This window comes from Parabacteroides sp. (assembly GCF_977054455.1).
Window position 1 is genome coordinate 23273 of sequence record NZ_CDRTCT010000016.1, and the last position, 20585, is coordinate 43857.

Annotated in this window: 14 protein-coding genes; 6 read left to right on the forward strand and 8 right to left on the reverse strand. The window is 52.2% G+C overall.

The window, feature by feature from the left end:
* Positions 1-21 precede the first annotated feature (21 nt).
* The 4 genes from ACW6QF_RS09535 (at position 22) to ACW6QF_RS09550 (ending at position 7318) form a co-directional block, all read left to right on the forward strand.
* On the forward strand, positions 22-1374 hold the full coding sequence (locus ACW6QF_RS09535) for an MATE family efflux transporter (RefSeq protein ID WP_298548444.1): 1353 nt from the start codon (positions 22-24) through the stop codon (positions 1372-1374).
* Positions 1375-1636: 262 nt separating this feature from the next.
* Complete coding sequence (locus ACW6QF_RS09540; RefSeq protein WP_456087635.1) at positions 1637-3040, forward strand: efflux transporter outer membrane subunit; 1404 nt, start codon at positions 1637-1639, stop codon at positions 3038-3040.
* A 33-nt stretch (positions 3041-3073) separates the two neighbouring features.
* On the forward strand, positions 3074-4189 hold the full coding sequence (locus ACW6QF_RS09545) for an efflux RND transporter periplasmic adaptor subunit (protein WP_456087636.1): 1116 nt from the start codon (positions 3074-3076) through the stop codon (positions 4187-4189).
* A gap of 6 nt (positions 4190-4195) precedes the next feature.
* A complete protein-coding gene (locus ACW6QF_RS09550; protein WP_456087637.1) occupies positions 4196-7318 on the forward strand; it encodes an efflux RND transporter permease subunit in 3123 nt (1040 codons plus the stop codon).
* 122 nt (positions 7319-7440) lie between these two features.
* On the opposite strand, the gene fmt is transcribed toward ACW6QF_RS09550, so the two are convergent.
* From fmt to ACW6QF_RS09570, 4 genes are read right to left on the reverse strand one after another with little or no spacing between them, the layout of a single operon-like run.
* Entirely contained in the window at positions 7441-8415 is a 975-nt protein-coding gene (gene fmt / locus ACW6QF_RS09555) for a methionyl-tRNA formyltransferase (RefSeq protein WP_456087638.1), read from the reverse strand.
* Positions 8416-8418: 3 nt separating this feature from the next.
* Positions 8419-10227, reverse strand: coding sequence for a chloride channel protein (locus ACW6QF_RS09560; RefSeq protein WP_298548455.1), 1809 nt, complete (start codon positions 10225-10227; stop codon positions 8419-8421).
* A gap of 47 nt (positions 10228-10274) precedes the next feature.
* Entirely contained in the window at positions 10275-11675 is a 1401-nt protein-coding gene (locus tag ACW6QF_RS09565; protein ID WP_456087639.1) for a sugar transferase, read from the reverse strand.
* Between the two features lie 2 nt (positions 11676-11677).
* The gene (locus ACW6QF_RS09570) at positions 11678-12238 is read right to left on the reverse strand and encodes an L-threonylcarbamoyladenylate synthase (RefSeq protein ID WP_456087640.1); all 561 of its coding nucleotides are present in this window, start codon (positions 12236-12238) and stop codon (positions 11678-11680) included.
* Between the two features lie 400 nt (positions 12239-12638).
* Here ACW6QF_RS09570 and recJ point away from each other — a divergent pair, with 400 nt between their 5' ends.
* Entirely contained in the window at positions 12639-14363 is a 1725-nt protein-coding gene (recJ, locus tag ACW6QF_RS09575) for a single-stranded-DNA-specific exonuclease RecJ (RefSeq protein WP_456087641.1), read from the forward strand.
* 9 nt (positions 14364-14372) lie between these two features.
* Positions 14373-16061 (forward strand): RecQ family ATP-dependent DNA helicase, encoded by a 1689-nt coding sequence (locus ACW6QF_RS09580; RefSeq protein WP_456087642.1) that lies wholly within the window; start codon positions 14373-14375, stop codon positions 16059-16061.
* 48 nt (positions 16062-16109) lie between these two features.
* On the opposite strand, the gene ACW6QF_RS09585 is transcribed toward ACW6QF_RS09580, so the two are convergent.
* From ACW6QF_RS09585 to radA, 4 genes are read right to left on the reverse strand one after another with little or no spacing between them, the layout of a single operon-like run.
* Positions 16110-17714: an NAD(P)/FAD-dependent oxidoreductase gene (locus ACW6QF_RS09585; protein ID WP_456087643.1), complete on the reverse strand. Its 1605-nt coding sequence runs from the start codon at positions 17712-17714 to the stop codon at positions 16110-16112.
* 2 nt (positions 17715-17716) lie between these two features.
* The gene (locus ACW6QF_RS09590) at positions 17717-18427 is read right to left on the reverse strand and encodes a hypothetical protein (RefSeq protein ID WP_456087644.1); all 711 of its coding nucleotides are present in this window, start codon (positions 18425-18427) and stop codon (positions 17717-17719) included.
* Positions 18424-19170 (reverse strand): hypothetical protein, encoded by a 747-nt coding sequence (locus ACW6QF_RS09595; protein ID WP_456087645.1) that lies wholly within the window; start codon positions 19168-19170, stop codon positions 18424-18426. The genes ACW6QF_RS09590 and ACW6QF_RS09595 overlap by 4 nt, the downstream gene beginning before the upstream one ends.
* Positions 19171-19182: 12 nt before the next feature.
* Entirely contained in the window at positions 19183-20562 is a 1380-nt protein-coding gene (gene radA / locus ACW6QF_RS09600) for a DNA repair protein RadA (RefSeq protein ID WP_456087646.1), read from the reverse strand.
* Between the last annotated feature and the right edge of the window lie 23 nt (positions 20563-20585).

Consider the following 20585-nt stretch of genomic DNA (forward strand, 5'->3'; position numbering starts at 1 on the left):
GATCGTTTAGGTATCACATTTATGGCAACTACTACCAAAGAAATGACGGCAGGGGCTCCCCTGCCGCTTATTCTCAGTTTCACTTTTCCCCTGTTGCTGGGAAATATATTGCAACAAACCTACTCGCTTGTCGATGCCGCCATCGTCGGGAAATTCTTAGGGATCAATGATCTGGCGGCGATCGGGGCAAGCACTTCCGTCGTGTTTCTGATCTTAGGGTTTTGCAACGGGTGCTGTTGCGGGTTCGGGATCCCGGTGGCACAGAAATTCGGGGCAAGGGACTACAAGACAATGCGGCGGTACGTGACGGTCAGTTTACAGCTGGCCACCCTGATGTCGGTCGTCATTGCGGTTCTGACCAGCCTATATTGCGCCGATATCCTGCGAAATATGCAGACGCCGGAAACTATTTTCCACGGAGCTTACTATTATCTGCTCGTAACGTTTATAGGAGTACCCTGTACGTTCTTCTATAACTTGCTGTCCAGCATCATACGCGCACTCGGCGACAGCAAAACGCCTTTCTGGTTCCTGCTGTTCTCTACCGTGCTGAACATCGTGCTCGACCTGTTCTGCATCCTCGTGTTGGGCTGGGGCGTGTTAGGGGCCGGCATCGCCACCGTCGTCTCGCAAGGCGTGTCGGCGCTTTTGTGCTATTTCTATATGTACAAGCATTTCCCCATTCTGAAAGGGACGGCCGACGACCGGAAATTCCGCTTCCCACTGGCTAAAAACCTTTTGTATATCGGGGTGCCTATGGGACTTCAATTCTCCATTACGGCGATCGGCAGCATCCTGCTCCAAAGTGCCAATAACGCCTTGGGAACGGCTTGCGTAGCCGCTTTCACAGCCGCCATGCGAATCAAGATGTTCTTTATCTGCGCCTTCGAGAGCTTAGGGATAGCGATGGCGACCTATACGGGACAAAACTACGGAGCCGGAAAGCCCGAACGCATCTGGCAGGGCATCAAGGCCAGCTCGCTGATGATGATGGTCTACGCCGTCTTCACATTTACGATCCTGATGTCGGTCTCCGACAAGATATCGCTGTTGTTCGTCGACGCTTCGGAAACGGAAATACTTGGGAACACGGTGCTTTTCCTCCATGTTTCCTGCTATTTCTTTCCGATCTTAGGACTGCTCTGCATCCTGCGCTATACCATACAAGGCGCAGGGTACACCAATCTGGCGATGCTTTCCGGAGTTTCCGAAATGATCGCACGCACGCTGGTCAGTATCTATGCCGTCCCGGTATTCGGATTCTTGGCCGTTTGCTATGGCGATCCGACCGCCTGGATAGCAGCCGACCTGTTCCTCGTCCCGGCATTCATATATGTCTATCGGAAACTGAAAAAGAGCCTTGAGGGGAATTAGGCAATCCCCAAAGCCCCTCAGCCTCTCTTTTGCCGTCAGGCTCTATCTCCGGCCTAAGCTGGTGAGCGTCAAGCGCAGAGACCGCAGCGAGCGAACGGAGCGTCTGCTGTCCCAAGCGAAGCGAGTTTCAGACGCGACAGCGAACGGAGAGAACGAAGCAGCAATGCATCCCACCTATTAAAATAAACAGAAAGAAATAAAAAGAGGCAAACAATTATACGGCAAGTCTGTTCTTTAATGGCTAAATCTAAACAAAAAAGTTATGCATATACGTACATGGTGTTATGCTGTGCTTTGCCTGTCCTTGCCGATAACGTTGCCTGCACAGAAAGAGCACAAATACCTGGATCACGCATTACCGGAAGCGTGGCAGGAAAACGACAGTGATTTTCAACAGACATTACCGGTAGACGACCAGTGGTGGAAAAACTTCAACGATCCCACACTGGACTCGCTGATAGAAGTAGCCGTAAAGCAAAATTACTCCGTACTGATGGCAGCAGACCGTATCGCTATGGCAAAAGCCAATCTGCGCATACAACAGGGTAGCTATTCGCCGACCCTGGGACTCGCTGCCGGCTGGACCCGGCAACAAAGCAGCGGCCATACGAGCAGCCTGCCGCAGACAACGACCCAATACGGCGATGCCGCCCTGTCCATGAACTGGGAGATCGATGTGTTCGGAAGCATCCGCAACCGCGTAAAGGCCCAAAAGGAGAACTTTGCAGCTTCCAAAGAGGACTATAACGCCGTGATGGTCTCCCTTTGCGCACAGGTGGCATCCGCCTATATCAACCTGCGGGAACTGCAACAGGAAGTGGAAGTCGTCAAAAAGAACTGCCTGTCGCAACAAGCGGTCGTCAAGATCACGGAAAAAAGATACGAGACAGGGCTTGTCTCGAAATTGGATGTCGCGCAGGCCTTATCCGTCTACTACGACACAAAAGCCTCCCTCCCCATGCTGGAAGCCGGGATCATCCAGTACACGAACGCTTTGGGCGTACTGATGGGACTCTATCCCTGGGACGTACGGAAAATCATGGAAACGCGAAAACCGCTGCCGGAATATATCGAGCCTGTCGGTATCGGCATTCCCGCCAACCTGCTGCTACGCCGTCCGGACATCCGGGCAGCCGAACGCCTGGTGAATGCACAGGCCGCATCGCTCGGAGCCTCCAAATCAGACTGGTGGCCGAAGGTTTTCGTAAAAGGATCGGTGGGCTTCGCTTCTCATGATTTGGACAAACTGGTAAACCATAACAGTTTGACCTACGAGATCGCCCCGGCCATCTCCTGGAACTTCTTCCAGGGGACGAAGTTGGCACAGGCGACTCGGCTGGCTAAAGCCCAGCTCGACGAGTCGATCCGGCAATTCAACCAGGATGTACTGACTGCCGTCCAGGAAGTGGACAATGCCATGAATTCCTATAAGAACTCGATCAAGCAGATCGTCGCGCTCCGGGAAGTCGTCAACCAGGGGAAACAAACGTTGGAACTTTCGCTCGACCTCTATAAACAGGGGCTTACGCCTTTCCAAAATGTCCTGGACGCACAACGTTCTCTCCTCTCCTACGAGAACGAACTGACACAAGCCAGAGGATCGTCCCTCTTGAGCCTGATCCAGCTTTACCAGGCTTTAGGCGGCGGTTGGGAGATTGAGAATTAAAAATTAAGAATTAAGAATTAAAAAATAAGAGAGATGAAGACTGCTATTAAAATAGGGATGATGGGATTGTCCATCGTCCTGCTTGCCGGGTGTAAAGAGAAAAGTCACCAGACGGAGATGCCGGCTCCTTCCATAAGCGTCGCGATGCCGGTCGTGCGAGATATCACGCTGACAAAAGACTATCCGGGCTATTTGAGTTCCGACCGCATGGTCAACCTGGTAGCACGCGTGAACGGATATCTGCAATCCTCGCAACTCGTGCCGGGCGCCAAAGTGAAGAAAGGCGACCTGATATTCGTGATCGAACCGGAAGTCTACCAAAACAATGTCACCCAGGCGGAAGCCGCGCTAAACACGGCAAAGGCCCAGGTCGAATATGCCCGCAGCAACTACGAACGCATGAAAGAAGCCGCCAAGAGCGGAGCCGTCAGCCAAATACAGGTCTTGCAGGCCGAATCGACCGCAGCGGAAATGGAAGCATCCGTACGCAACGCCGAAGCGGCTTTGAAAACAGCCCGGACCAATCTGGGCTATTGCTATATCCGGGCTCCCTACGACGGGCGTGTCACCCGTGCAAGCTATGATGTGGGCAACTATATCAACGGTGCCGTCCAACCCGTCACTTTGGCAACCTTATATAAAGACGACATCATGTACGCCAATTTCAATATCGAAGACAACCAGTTCATGCGGATGAAAATGATTGCCGCCCAGAACGATCCGAACGTCAAGATGCCTACCCATGTTTCCATACGCCTCGGACAGGACGGACGGCAAAGTTATACCGGGACACTCGACTACCTCTCTCCCAACGTCGACCTGTCGACCGGTACGCTGAACGTCCGTGCCAATCTCGAAAACAAGGACGGCGAGTTGAAAAGCGGGTTGTATGTTACGATCACCTTGCCCTACAGCGAACAGAAAGACGCAGTCCTCGTGCGCGACGCCTCTATCGGGACCGACCAGTTGGGGAAATACCTGTATATCGTGAACGACTCGGATGTCGTACGATACCGCCATATCGAACCCGGGCAGTTGGTGGACGATACGCTCCGGCAGGTCATCAGCGGTATCCGCCCCGACGAACGGTATGTGACAACCGCCCTGCTGAAAGTCAGGGATGGTATGAGTATTCAGCCTATAAAATAAAAAGCTATGGTAAAATTCTTCATAAACAGACCGATATTCGCTACTGTCCTCGCCCTGATCCTGGTGGTAGCCGGATTGGTCACGCTACACATACTTCCCATCGCGCAATATCCGGAAATCACGCCGCCGACCGTACAGGTATCGGCTTTCTACCCGGGTGCGGACGCGGAAACCGTGGCGCAGACCGTGGGATTGCCCATCGAACAACAGGTAAACGGTGTGGATGGAATGCTTTATATGAGTTCCAATTCATCCAGTTCGGGAGCCTATTCCCTAACCATCACGTTCGCAGTCGGGACCGATATCGACATGGCGACCGTCATGGTGCAGAACCGTGTCAGCATTGCACAAAGCAGCCTGCCGGAAGCCGTGATCGTACAAGGCATCACGACCAAGAAGCAGTCGTCCAACATCGTCATGATGCTGACGCTAAGCGCCCGCGACTCCACTTACAGCGGGCTATACCTGAGCAACTACGCCAGCCTCAATATGACGGACGAGCTGACGCGTCTGCCGGGTGTCGGCTCCGTCAGTGTCATGGGAGCCGGAAGCTACAGCATGCGTATATGGCTCGACCCGAATGCCATGCGCATCCGCAACCTCACGCCGGATATGATCTTCCAGGCGATCTCGACACAGAACACACAGGTTTCGGCCGGTTACGTCGGGCAACCGATAGCCAAAGCGGACAACCCGTTCCAGTACACACTGACGGTTAAAGGCCGTCTGACGACTCCGGAAGAATTCGGAGACATCATCCTCCGTACGGAAGAGGGCGGCAAGATTCTCCGCTTGAAGGATGTCGCCCATATCGAACTGGGCAGTTCTTCCTACAATGTCACCTCCAAACTGAAAGGCCGGCCGAGTGCCGCCATAGCCATTTACCAGCTTCCCGGTTCCAATTCGCTGGAAGTGGCCAAAGGGGTACGGGCCAAAATGGAACAGCTGGCCGCGAACCTGCCGGAAGGAGTCGTCTATGATGTGACGCTGGACACGACACAGGTAATCAATGCCTCCATCGACGAAGTGCTCGTCACTTTCCTGGAGACGACGGCCCTCGTCATACTGGTCATCTTCCTGTTCCTCCAGAACTTCCGTGCCGTCATCATCCCCTGCATCACCATCCCCGTCTCCCTGATCGGAACACTGGCGGTCATGTCGGCTTTGGGCTTCTCGATCAATACGTTGACCTTGTTCGGGTTGATCCTGGCCATCGCGATCGTGGTGGATGATGCGATCGTGGTGGTGGAAAACTCGTCTCGGCTGATGGATACGGGGAAATATACCGCCCGTGAGGCCGTGACGGAAGCGATGGGTGAAATTGTCGGCCCGATCGTAGGCGTCGTGCTGGTGTTGCTGGCGGTCTTTATCCCGACAACCTTCATCAGCGGTATCTCCGGCCAGTTATACAAACAATTTGCCCTGACAATCGCAGCCGCCACCGTCTTAAGCGGATTCAACTCGCTGACGCTTACGCCGGCCCTGTGCGCCCTGTTCCTGCAAGCGAACAAAGAACCGAAATTCTTTGTATTCAAAGCCTTCAACAAGGTGTTCGGCAAAACCCAGAAAATATATGACGACATTGTCGGCCGCATGCTGAAAAGCCCGTTTGTCACGATGGCGATATTCGGGATCATAACGGTCATTGCCATCGTCATGTTTATGCGCTGGCCGACTACTTTCATCCCGGAAGAGGATGACGGCTATTTCCTGGTATCCACCCAGCTCCCGCCGGCAGCCAGCCTGAACCGTACGGAAGCGGTCGGAAAACAGATCGACAAGATCCTCGACAGCTATCCCGAAATCAAGACCTATATCGGGGTAAACGGTTTCTCGATCATGGGGGGCGGCGAACTCTCGAACGCAGGGACCTATTTCGTGATCCTGAAAAACTGGAACGAACGAAAAGGCAAAGAGCATACCGCCTCGGCCGTCGTAAACCGTTTCAACCGCGAAGCCTACGGCATCCAGGAAGCACAGATATTCGCCATGGTCCCCCCTGCCATCCCCGGATTGGGAGCTTCGGGAGGCCTGCAACTCCAATTGGAAGATCGTAAGAATCTGGGACCGACGGAGATGCAGCATGCCATCGAAACATTGCAAGCCACGTACCGGAGCAAACCGCAACTGCTCAGCCTTTCCAGCATGTACCAAGCCAACGTCCCTCAATACAAACTGGAAATCGACCGCGACAAGGTGCAATTGCTCGGCCTTCAGCTCAACCAGGTTTTCGCGACTCTAAGCTACTATATGGGAGCCGCCTATGTAAACGATTTCGTCGAGTTCGGGCGTATCTACCAGGTCAAGATCGAAGCCAACGACCAGGCTCAAAAAGTCATAGACGACGTGTTGCACCTGAGCCTCGAAAACAATTCCGGCAAAATGGTTCCTTTCTCCGCCTTTACGGAGGTGAAGGAGCAGTTGGGACTGGACCAGATCAACCTGTACAATATGTATAAGTCGGCATCCATCACCTGCATAGCCAATCCGAAATATAGTTCCGGCGAAGCGATCCAGGCTATGGAAGAACTCGTACAGGAGCAGTTAGGCGGTAATTTCGGATATGAATGGACATCCGTCGCTTACCAGGAAACGAAAGCAGGCTCCACCACCATGCTCGTCTTTGCAATGGCTCTTTTGGTCGCCTTCCTGGTTCTCTCCGCCCAGTATGAAAGTTGGACAAGCCCGATCGCCGCCATCATGGGACTTCCGATCGCCCTGTTAGGGGCCATTTTGGGTTGTTTCGTCATGGGCGTGCCGGTCAGCATCTATACGCAAATCGGTATCATCCTGCTGATCGCCCTCTCTGCGAAGAACGGTATCCTGATTGTCGAATTTGCCCGTGACTACCATAAGGCCGGCAATCCGATACGCGAATCCGCACTCGAAGCCGGCCATGTCCGTCTGCGTCCGATCCTGATGACTTCATTCGCATTCGTCTTAGGGGTCATGCCTCTGCTGTTTGCAACAGGAGCCGGAGCGGGAAGCCGTCTATCCTTAGGAGCGGCGGTCGTATTCGGCATGGCGGTAAACACCATTTTTGCCACGATGTTTATCCCCAGCTTCTACGAGTTGATGCAATTATTCCAGGAAAAGGTATTGGACAAATTCAGCCGGAAACAGAAATAAACCGGGATACAGGTAACACCGAACAGAGGGAGATGTGTCGAATTCACCCTTTGTTCCCACATTGAGGGCATAGCCGTCAAGCGCGGGAATAAAGGGGCTTTCGACACATCTCCCTTCTTTTATCAATCGACTTTATATTCCCCTATTTGCTTGAAGCCATTCAAAAAATCGGCTATAGACAAACGTTTCTTACCTGCCAACTGAACCGACAACAGACGCAGATACCCGTCTTCCACCGCGATATCGATATAGCTTTTACGGTCGGTCCGGATGGTTCCGACGGGAAGTTCATGTGCGGCAGGGCGCTTCTCTGTCTGATAGATTTTCAGCGCGGTGCGCACGCCCTCCGGAGAAACGATTTCAGTCCAGGCAGCCGGATAAGGAGACAGGCCGCGGATGAAGTCATAAATCCTTTTCACCGGCTGATGCCAGTCGATACGGCAAGTTTCTTTGAAAATCTTCGGGGCGGGACGGAGTTCGGAAGGATCTTTATAAAATTCTTCCTGGGGGACGGCATCTGTTTTTCCTTCCAACAGCAAATCGACGGTTTCCAGCACCAGCCCGGCTCCCATCGTCATCAAGCCGTCGTGGACGATCCCCACATCATCCGTATCGGCTATAGGCAAATGCTTCTGGCGGATGATCTTGCCTGTGTCGATCTCGTGAGTCAGGAAAAAGGTGGTCGCACCGGTTTCCGTATCTCCGTTGATCACCGCCCAGTTGATAGGTGCCGCCCCCCTGTATTGGGGAAGCAAAGAGGCATGGAGGTTAAACGTTCCCAGACGCGGCATATTCCAGACCACCTCCGGCAGCATACGGAAAGCGACGACGATCTGCAAGTCCGCTTTCAAAGCCCGCAGCTCGGAAAGGAAAGCCTCATCTTTCAACTTTTCGGGCTGGAGTACCGGCAATCCCTTCGACAGGGCATATTGCTTCACCGGGCTTGCCTGCAAGACGCTGCCATGACGGCCGACCGGCTTGTCCGGCATCGTAATCACCCCTACTATATTGTATCCGCCTTCAACCAAGGCACGCAGGCTCTCCACCGCAAAATCGGGAGTGCCCATATAAACGATTCGTAAATCTTCTTTCTTCATTTTTTAATCTCCTGAAAAGTTTTCAACCAGCACTTCGCGGTATGAATTAAATATCTTCGATTTGGACATAAAGCCGATATACCGCCCTTCCTCGTCTACGACCGGCAGGTTCCAGGCCTTCGTATCGTCAAAGATACGCATGATCTGCTCCATCGGCGTCCCTACCTGGATCTTGGCAGGCGCCGAAACCATGAACTTGGAGACGTGGAACCGGTTATATAACTCAGGGCGGAACATGATGTTCCGGATATTGTCCAACAGAACAAGCCCCAACAGGATGCCCCGTTCGTCGATAACGGGGAACGTATTTCGCCCGCTCTTGGCAATCACCTTCACCATATCTCCCAAGGACATTTCGGGAGAGACGGTCAGGAAGTCGCGCTCGATCACACTGTCGGTATTCAGCAACGTCAGCACGGCACGATCCTTATGATGGGTAAGCAACTCTCCTTTCTGGGCCAGGCGCATCGAATAGATACTGTGCGGAAGAAACATCTTGATCGTGATATAAGAGCTCACGGATACGATCATCAGCGGAAGGAAAAGGGCGTATCCCCCGGTCAGCTCGGCAATCAGGAAGACGCCGGTCAGCGGCGCATGCATGACACCGGACATGATACCCGCCATTCCCAACAAGGCGAAATTCTTCTCCGACAGATACATCGTAAAGGGAAAATAGTTGGACGCGTGCGCAAACACGAATCCGGCAATGCATCCTAAATACAAACTGGGAGCAAATATACCACCGCAACCGCCTCCTGCATTCGTCGCGCTCGAAGCAAAGACCTTAAACAACAGGATCAGCGTAAGGAAGATCTGCAATCCCCAATAGGTATCGTTCAGGCTATAGAACATACTCTTATCCATGATATGGGTAAACTGCCCGTTCAACAAAGACGAAATCGTATCGTAGCCTTCACCGTAGAGCGGCGGGAATATGAAGATCAGCACACTCAACATGATCCCCCCGACAACGAATTTCTTCCAGTAATTATTCAAGTTCCGGTACATTCCCTCGACCCGGTTCATGACTTTGGTAAAATAGAGTGACACCAGACCACAGAAGACACCGAGCAGCAACACGTATGGAATACGCTCGATCACAAACACCTCAGTCTGCGAAAACGGGAACATCGCTTCCGTACCCGTAAAGATATAGGAAACGGTCGCGGCCGTCACCGAAGTGATAAGCAAAGGCAGTACCGATGTCATCGTCAAGTCCAGCAACAGCACTTCCACCACAAACACCACCCCGGCGATCGGAGCTTTGAAAATACCGGCAATCGCCCCGGCAGCCCCACAGCCGACCAGCAACATCAAAGTCTTTTGCTCCATGCGGAACAGGCGGCCCAAGTTGGACCCGATCGCCGCCCCCGTCAACACGATAGGCGCCTCCGCCCCGACCGATCCGCCGAAACCGATGGTGACGGAACTGGCAACAATGGAAGTCCAGGTATTATGAGGCTTGATGCGGCTCTTCCGCTGGGAAATGGCATAGAGTATCTTCGTCACCCCGTGGCTGATATCATCCCGTACGATATATTTCACAAACAAACCGGCAAGCAGGATACCGATCACCGGATAAAGCAGATACAGGTAATTCGCCCCATCCTGATTGAAATTGCCGGTCAGAAGATGTTGTATAAAATGAATGATCGACTTCAGGATAATAGCTGCCGTCGCCGTACAAATACCGACCAGAAAACTGACGATCAGTATGAAATGCTTCTCTTTTATATGCTTGTCCCGCCACAACAGGAACCGATAGAAAAGTTGAAAATTGAAAATTGAAAATTGAAAATTATCCTTCATAATCAACACCTCTATTTTTTAATTCTTAATTCTTAATTTTTAATTCCTCAAACGCCTTTACCTGTAAGTACTGTCTTAACTGTATAGATCAGGATTGTCAGATCCAGTGTCAACGACATATTTTCGTAATACAATATATCATATTCCATGCGCTCCACCATTTTGTCCACGCTTGCCGCATAGCCGTACTTCACCATCCCCAACGAGGTAATGCCCGGACGGACATTGTGCAACAGATAGTAGTAGGGAGCCGCCTTCACGATCTCGTCGATAAAATATTTCCGTTCGGGGCGCGGCCCGACGAGCGACATATCCCCTTTCAGCACGTTCCAGAACTGCGGCAATTCGTCCAGCCGGTATTTCCGCATGATACGTCCGAACGGCGTTACACGCGGATCGTCTTCCGAAGAGAGCGACGGCCCCTTCTCTTCGGCATTGACATACATGGTACGGAACTTGTACATCCAAAACGGCTGTCCGAGATAGCCGATCCGCTCCTGGCGGAAAAACACAGGTCCCGGAGAGTCTTTCTTCACCCGCCATGCCATATAGACGAATAAAGGAGAAAGCAGCAGCAATGCAACAGCCGAACAGACCTTATCAAGAAAAAGCTTTATGTTCTGTTCGGCCGGTGAAAAGTTGTTATCCGTCACATCGACCAACGGGATCCCCCGTATCGTCCGGAGCTGGATTTTCGAAAGCATATTGAACCGGTCCGCCAGCACTTTTATCGGACGCTTATACCGGTAAAGCGAATAGAGCACTCCCAGGAGCACCTTGTTATTCTCCGACTCGACGGCCAGGACGATCTCATCCACATTCTCCTTTTCCATCAAAACCGGGATATCTTCCACCGTCCCCAGCACCTGATTCCGATCGACCTTGACCGGCGTCCTCTCGTCTTCCGAGACAAACCCGCAAATGCCATAACCCAGGCAATACAAATCGTGAGCGATACGGACGGCCTTCCCTCCCGCACCGATAATCAGCACGTTCATCGCCCATTCCCGGTTCTTTATTTTCCTTACCCCGCTCTGCGTAATCAGCAAACGCGGGATATAGGTAATGAAAAACTGCAATCCGAGCATTCCGAAGAACAGTTTATAATAGATATTGATCGAACGGGGAATATCGTCGAGCAGCAAAACAAAGAAGACGAAAACCGTCCCGATCAGCACGGTAATGAATGTCGAGAAAAGTTCGGTAAGACGAGACTTCCCGAACGGCTTGTTATAATATCCCGAAAAATAGTAAAGCACCAGCCAGAAAAAAGGAATCACCACCTGGCCGGTAACCACACCCGGATATTGCAAATAATCAAGCAGGCTATACGCTCCCTCATTGATGGCAAACACCTCATAACGAAGGATATTGAATAGCAACCACGCAACCGAAGCCGATATGAAATCCGACAATATATATTTACCTGCCTGCTTGCTCTTCTTCATTTTTATCTGATTACCTGGATAACGCCACCGTCTCCTAATTTGATGATATTGGAAGGCTTGGCTTTGCCCATATCGTCCTGGCGATATTTCACAATATAATCGACCCCGTTCTTAATGCTGTCCGACACCTCGCTGAAATTGCCCGGAGCAGGTTCGCCGCTCACATTCGCAGAGGTAGAGACCAACGGCTTGCGGAAACGTTCGCACAGTCTACGGGAAAACTCTTCGTTCGTCACCCGGATACCGACACTTCCGTCTTCACCCAAGAGATTGCCCGCCAGGTTCTTCGCATGAGGATAGATAATCGTGAGCGGTTTATCGGCCACCTCTATCAGATCCCAGGCTATATCGGGCATATCCGACACGTACATGCTCAGTTTTGCCGAACTGTCGGTCAATACCAGCATAGCCTTATTGTCCATTCTCTTTTTCAGCGCGTACACTTTCTGTACGGCTTTCTCGTTGGTCGCATCACAACCGATCCCCCAGATCGTATCTGTAGGATAGAGTATTATGCCTCCCGCCTGCATGATCTCGCAGGCTTTTTGAATATCTTCTGTCATCGTTTTTTAAATAATGTCACAAATGTACAAATGATTCGCGGACTTGGAAACAAATGAAATAAAAATTAAATGCCGATGTAATTTATGCACGACATTGTCAAAGATGTTTTCGACAATGCCGGATATATTCTTGACAACGTCATTTATATACACGACATTGTCGAAAACAAATTACACTTGCATCCGATTGCGGATTCAAGAGGAGAGAGATCGATTACCATGCCGAAGAAACGAGGGCAAATTCCCCGGAAATTATAAATTAACAAAAAAGCAAGCGGCCAAACAAAAATATCCATTTATATTATCTAACTTTACGGATTCAAATATATTGGAGGTTTTATTACCATAAACCTGCATATCCGATATATCAGAGACGAAAAAAAAGAAAAAACAATATATAATGATTACAAAATGGAACTTTCAAACCCCAACAGAAGAAGAGTTACATAAGAGAGACAGGCTGGCAAGCCAACTGGGACTCAGTCCGGTCGTATGTCTTTTGCTCGTTCAGCGAGGACTCACCACTGTTGAAGAGGTGAAGAAATTCTTTAAACCCAGCTTGAACGACCTGCATGATCCATTCCTCATGCCGGATATGGAGAAGGCGGTCAAACGCTTGAATAAAGCACTAGGTAATAAAGAAAAGATTTTGATTTACGGAGACTACGATGTAGACGGTACGACTGCCGTCTCATTGGTCTACAAGTATTTGCGTCCTTATTCATCGGCATTGGATTATTATATTCCGGACCGGTATGACGAAGGATACGGGATTTCGTACAAAGGGATCAATTACGCCCTGGAAAACGGGATCACGCTGGTGATCTCGCTCGACTGCGGCATCAAGGCCATCGAAAAGATCGAATATGCCAAGCAGTTGGGGATCGATTTTATTATCTGCGACCATCACATGCCGGACGACACATTGCCCGATGCCGTCGCCGTGCTGGATGCCAAGCGGGTGGACTCGGTCTATCCGTACGAACATCTGTCGGGATGCGGCGTCGGGTTCAAGTTCATGCAGGCATTCGCCAAAAGCAACAACTTCCCGTTCGCCGACCTGGAGAAGCTGCTGGAGCTGACGGCGGTCAGCATCGCCTCGGACATCGTCCCCATCACCGGCGAAAACCGCATATTGGCTTACTACGGCCTGAAGCAGCTTAACAGCAATCCGAGCCTCGGCCTGAAAGGGATCATCGATATCTGCGGCCTGTCGGGCAAAGAGATCACGATCAGCGACATCGTCTTCAAGATCGGACCGCGCATCAACGCTTCCGGCCGTATGATGAACGGAAAGGAAGCGGTCGAACTGCTCCTGGCGAAGGATGTCGACGTGGCCCGCGAAAAGAGCGAGAGCATCAACCAGTATAACGAAGAACGCCGCGAACTGGACAAGAAGATCACAGACGAGGCGAACGCCATCATCGACGAATTCCAGAACATGGAAGACCGCAAGGCGATCATCGTCTACAATCCGGGATGGCACAAGGGGGTGATCGGCATCGTCGCTTCCCGCCTGACGGAAAAATACTACCGCCCGGCAGTCGTCCTGACGAAATCGTCCGAACTGATCACCGGTTCCGCCCGCTCGGTCACGGGATTCGACATATACAAAGCGATCGAAAGCTGCCGCGACCTGTTGGAAAACTTCGGCGGGCACACGTATGCCGCCGGCCTCTCCCTGAAAGAGGAAAACCTGGACGCTTTCACCCAGCGGTTCCTCAAGCTGGCCGCCGACGAGATCATCCCCGAACAGATGACGCCGCAGATCGATATAGATGCCGTGCTGGACCTGCAAGATATCAACGCCAAGTTCATGAGCGAGTTGAAAAAGATGAATCCGTTCGGCCCGGACAACCAGAAACCCGTGTTCTGCTCGCTCGGAGTCAAGGATTACGGGACCAGCAAGCTGGTAGGGAAAGACTTGGAACATATCAAACTGGAATTGATCGACGACAAGTCGAACACACCGATACACGGCATTGCTTTCGGCATGCACCAGCACAATACGCATATCAAGAACATGAAGCCTTTCAATATCTGCTACACCATCGAGGAGAACACCTACAACGGCAACACGTCGTTGCAACTGATGGTGAAGGACATCAAGGAGAACGATATATGAAGGGATGCGGTGGATGTCTACCATAAGATCTTAGGGAAGTATTGGGGATACCCTGCTTTCCGTCCCCTACAGGAGGATATTATCCATTCCGCCTGTGCCGGAAGAGACACGCTCGGCCTGATGCCGACGGGAGGCGGCAAATCGGTCACCTTCCAGGTTCCGGCATTGGCAATGGAAGGGATTTGCCTTGTCATTACCCCGCTGATCGCTTTGATGTGCGACCAGGTCGACAATCTGCGCCGGGTCGGGATCAAAGCTACGGCTGTATATTCGGGCATGGGCCGGCAGGAAATCGTTGCGGAATTGGAGGATTGCGTTTCCGGACAATACAAGTTCCTGTACGTTTCGCCCGAACGGCTTGCCACCGGATTATTCAGGGAAAAGCTGCAGGCCATGAACGTCTGCCTGTTAGTGGTGGATGAAAGCCATTGTATCTCGCAATGGGGCTATGACTTCCGCCCTTCCTATCTCCATATCGCCGACATTCGGGAGCAACTGCCCGGCGTGCCGGTACTGGCACTGACGGCGACTGCCACGCCCGAAGTCGTGGACGACATACAGGAACGATTGCTTTTCAAGGAGAAGAATGTGTTCCGGACAAGCTTTGTCCGTCCGAACCTTGCCTACATCGTGCGCCGTACGGAAGACAAGCTGAGCACACTGGCCTACATACTCGGAAAAGTGCCCGGCACGGCTATCGTCTATACCCGGAGCCGGAAACAGACAAAAGAGGCGGCTCTCTTCCTGCAACAAGCCGGAATATCTGCCGATTTCTTTCATGCCGGGCTGAACCGGGAAGAAAAGGCGATCCGGCAGCACCGCTGGAAAAACAACGAATGCCGGGTTATAGTTGCGACAAACGCTTTCGGGATGGGGATCGACAAGCCGGACGTGCGGTTGGTTGTCCATCTGGATATGCCGGGATCATTGGAAGAATATTTCCAGGAGGCAGGCCGTGCCGGACGGGACAGCCGGAAAGCCTTTGCGGTGTCTCTCTGTACGGATACGGACAGCTTCCAGCTAAAAAAACGGATAGATGACGAGTTTCCGGAAAAAAGACTGATCGGGCAAGTGTACGAGGCATTGGGAGATTACTACCAAATACAGGAAGGGCACGGGAAGGACATCATACACGGATTTGCATTGGCTGATTTCTGTTCCGCCTGCCAGCTTCCCCCGTTACAGGTGCATCATGCGCTGAAACTGCTGGAACTGTCCGGTTACATCGAATATTCCGAAGCGGTGGATGAATCATCTTCTCCAACAGCCTCCCGAATTACCTATACGCATCCACGGATGGAAAAGGAGACTCTTATTCTCCCTCCCTCCGCTTATGAGGAGCGTCGCGAAAGGATGAAAAAGCGCATCTCGAAAGTGGTGGAATACATGGACGGGGAACATATCTGCCGGAGCCGTCTGCTACTCTCTTATTTCGGAGAAAAGGATGCAGAAGATTGCGGGTGTTGCGACATCTGCCTCTCCAAGAACAATTCCGGCCTGAACAACCGGGATTTCAACGCCATACGCGACCTGTTGCTCAGACTGCTGTCGGGTCGGCAACCGCTCCCTGTCACCTCCTTGATGCCTTCTTTGCCTTTTCCTGAAGAGAAAATCGTCACCGCCATCCGCTTCCTGGTCGAGCAGGACGAACGGTTTTATTTGAAAAATGGGGAGATTGGAGTGGTTGCCTACCGTTAATACGGCTTGGATAACGGCGGCAGGCAACCATTTCAAAGCATATCTGTTTTAAACGAGGGATAAATATCCGGCCACCCCTTCCGCACACCGCTCCCCGTCGATAGCGGCAGAGACGATTCCGCCTGCATAGCCGGCTCCTTCGCCGCAAGGGAAAAGGCCTTTCAGGGTTATATGCTGGTAACTTTCCTTGTCGCGCAGGATACGGACGGGCGAAGAGGTCCGGGTTTCCACCCCGATCATCACCGCGTCGTTGGTCAGGAAGCCTCTGGAGACTTTACCGAAATGGCGGAAGCCCTCACGCAGGCGGCCGGTGACGAACTCCGGCATCCAGAAATGCAACGGGGAAGCCAGCAAACCGGGCGTATAAGAGGATTCGGGAAGATCGAAAGAGTTTTTCTTATTCACGAAATCAACCATCCGCTGTGCAGGGGCGGTTTGCTTCATCCCGCCGTTCAGCCAGCAGAGTTCTTCCAGCCGTTCCTGGAAAGCCATCAACGCTAATGGAGAATCCGGCTCCACCCTCTCTCCATTATTCATTCTTAATTCTTCATTATTCATTAGCGAAGCATAGTCTTCCGGGCGTACCTCCACCACCATGCCGGAGTTCGCCCATCGGGAACCACGGTTGGAAGGAGACATCCCGTTGACCACCACCTGACGGGGACCGCTTGCCGCCGGGACGACGAAACCACCTGGACACATGCAAAAAGAATAGACTCCCCGTCCGCCGGCCTGCGCCACAAAGCTATATTCGGCTGCCGGCAGATAGTTGCCTCTGCCCTCCTTGCGGTGATATTGTATCTGGTCGATCAGCATCTGCGGATGTTCCAGGCGGACACCGACAGCAATGCCTTTGGCTTCGATCGGGATTTGCCGGTCATGGAGATAGCGATACACATCGCGGGCGGAATGGCCTGTTGCCAGGATGACCGGCCCCAGAAAGTGCTCGCCGGTATTCGTTTCGACACCTATGACTTCCCCGCCCCGGATGACCAAGGCGTTCATTCGTGTCTCGAAACGGACTTCCCCGCCACAACGGATGATCTGTTCGCGGATATTCTCGATCACGCGCGGCAGCTTGTCCGTACCGATGTGCGGATGGGCGTCCGCCAAGATCGAAGTGCTCGCCCCGAACTGGCAAAAGACATTCAGAATCTTATCGACCGACCCCCGTTTCTTGCTGCGGGTGTAAAGTTTGCCGTCGGAATAGGCGCCGGCTCCCCCTTCGCCGAAGCTGTAGTTGGATTCTTCGTCCACCTTATGTTCGCGGCTGATCAGGGCGATATCCTTTTTACGTTCGCGCACGTTCTTCCCACGTTCGATCACGATCGGACGCAGGCCGAGCTCTATCAGGCGAAGGGCGGCAAACAACCCGCCCGGCCCCGCTCCTACCACCACGACAGGCTTCCCGGCCGACACATCTTTATATTCGACCGACTGGAATTCCGGTTCGTCCGGTTCCTCATCGATGAAAGCACGCAACTTGACATTCAGATAGATCGTACGCTGACGCGCATCGATGGAACGTTTCAGCACCCGGACGGTGTGAATATGCGGGACGGATGTCCCTGTCTCGCGGGCTACCACCTGCTTCAACGTCTGTTCGCTGGCTGCCTCTTCGGGCAATATACGGAGTTGTAATTCTTGTATCATCGTTACTTCTTTAAATTCAAATAAAAAATCAAACCGGCTTGCGCCCTGTACCCGCTCCAGTCCACTTTGAAAGTCGACGGGGACCCTGCCTTTTCAATCGAATGTTCTTGTTTCACGGCATCCCATTCATACGCGATGCTCAGGTTCAACGCGGCATAACGGCACAGGCCGAACTTGATGCCGAAAGCAGGCTCCACGAAGAAATTCCTGCCGGAAAAAGCATTTTCCTTCCGATATCCGGCTTCCGGATCAGATTCGACGAGCAGGCGGTCCGCCTCGTTCACCTTGTTCAGCACGACACCCGTCGAGAGCCCTACATACGGTTCGAATGTAAAGATACTAATTTCTTCTTTCACCAGACGGAAACGATAAAAAGCTCCGAGTTTATATCCTTTATTACGCAGTTCGTAGTAGCATGAGCCGGAATAATCGGCCACGCCTCTTTTCCCCGCCGTATTCATATAGTTGAAAAGAGCGCCTGCCTGATGGCTGCGCCATTCGATCCCGACACGGGTTTCCTCTGTCATATAACCGGGAAAGTTATCCGTGACCTGCGCATTGGTCACAGGAAGTATTGCCGCTTTCAACAGGTCTTTCATATCGGACATCCGGTATGCGCCGTGACCGATGTTATACTCGATTGTCAACGACTGGGCCTGTCCTACCCGGACGAAAGCGAACAGGAGACAGATTAAGAAAAAGGTCCGTTTCATTTCTCCGGGTTATTTTCAGGGTTAAACGTATCGGGAACTTCCAAGACGACCTTGCCGAGGGAATAAGGGCGGATCGTTTCATCTTTGAAATAAATATAGACCGTGTACGTGCCACCGACACCGTCGTAAGTCTTGTCCACAAAAGAACGTTGGTCGAAATCCAGGCTTCTCCGGATATAAGTCATATGATCGTAATTATGTTCTATCGTATAATGGTCAAACCCGGCACGAAGCGACTCGTCCACTTCCCAGAATATTTCAGGATAGCCTTCTTCAGTCATCCGGCATTCCAAAAGATGATCGCTCTCGTTGCGTGCTTTCACCTTGACAGGCCAGCCACGCGTTTCCACATAATGTCCGGCTCCCACCTGCCCGGCGACAGTACCATTGTTCGTACTGGCCTGCACTTCACAGGTCAACTCATAGGTCCCATTCGGGATCCGGTCTACATCTATGAAGAAATCACCTCTGGAATCATCGCTCTCCCACTCCATCTTGCCAAGTCGGATCACACATTTCTCCACTTTATATCCCGGAAAAGGATAAACCGTGAAACTTGCCAGACAGGTTTTGTCGACATAATACCCGCCTCCATATTCTTCGGAAAGATTCAAATACACATCCATCAAAACCGAATCGGCCGGATGCCTTTCCATTTCCACAAAATTCTCCCCCAGCCGGTACTCACAGCTTGTAAACAGGAAGAAGACACTCACAAATAGATAAACAACACTTTTTTTCATATACATATAAACTTATCCGAACAATTGCCGGAAAGCCTCTTCCACCTTGCGCACTTGCACGATTTGCATCTTGCACTTGGACGTGTCGAAGCCTTTCAGGTTATTGTGCGGGATGATAATGCGCGAGAAACCTAATTTTTCCGCTTCCAGGATGCGCTGCTCGATGCGGTTCACCGGACGGATCTCGCCCGAAAGCCCCACCTCGCCGCACATGCAGATACCCGGCTCGATCGAAATGTCGAGGCTCGAAGAAAGAACCGCACTGATCACCGCCAGATCGATCGCCGGATCGTTCACCTTCAGTCCGCCGGCAATATTCAAAAAGACATCTTTCTGGACCAGCTTGAACCCGGCACGCTTTTCGAGCACCGCCAGCAGCATGTTCATACGCCTCAGGTCGAAACCCGTCGCGCTGCGCTGGGGCGTCCCGTAGACGGCGGAACTTACCAGCGCCTGTGTCTCGATCAGGAAAGGACGGATACCCTCGATCGCCGCCGCGATCGCCACGCCGCTCAATCCCTCATGGTTCTGCGTCAACAGCAGTTCGGAAGGGTTGCTGACTTCGCGGAGGCCGTCCTGGCGCATCTCGTAGATACCCAATTCAGCCGTACTTCCGAAACGGTTCTTGATGCTTCGGAGGATACGGTACATATAATGTTGGTCGCCTTCGAACTGGAGAACGGTATCGACGATATGTTCGAGCACCTTCGGCCCGGCAATGCTCCCTTCCTTATTGATATGGCCGATCAGGAGGACGGGCGTGCCGCTCTCCTTCGCATATTTCAGGATAGCCGCACTGCACTCGCGCACCTGCGAGACACTTCCGGGGGAAGACTCGACAAGCTCGGTATAAATAGTTTGTATCGAGTCGATGATCAGGAGGTTGGGTTGTACGTTCTTGGTCTGGACAAATATCTGTTCGAGATTGGTTTCGCAGAGGATGAAGCAGTCCGGGTTCTCATGCGCGATGCGGTCGGCACGGAGTTTCAACTGGCGGCTGCTCTCTTCGCCGGAGACGTAAAGCGTACGAAGTCCTTTCAACCCCAAGACGGTTTGCAGGACAAGAGTAGACTTCCCGATTCCCGGCTCGCCGCCGATCAGGACCAACGATCCTTTCACCAGGCCGCCACCGAGGACACGGTTCAGCTCCTGGTCGCCGAGGTCGATACGCGTCTCCTCTTCGGAAGTAATGTCACGAAGCAGGACGGGGCGCACAGGGCCTGCCCCGTCAGGACGGATAAATCCCGCTGCGGCACGCTTTCCCGCCGATTCCTTTGCCACGACCTCTTCGACATACGTGTTCCACTCCCCGCACGAAGGACATTTCCCGATCCATTTCGGGGAATCGGCCCCACAGTTGGAGCAGACATATACTGTTTTTGTCTTAGCCATACCTCTCTTTTTATTAATTGTCT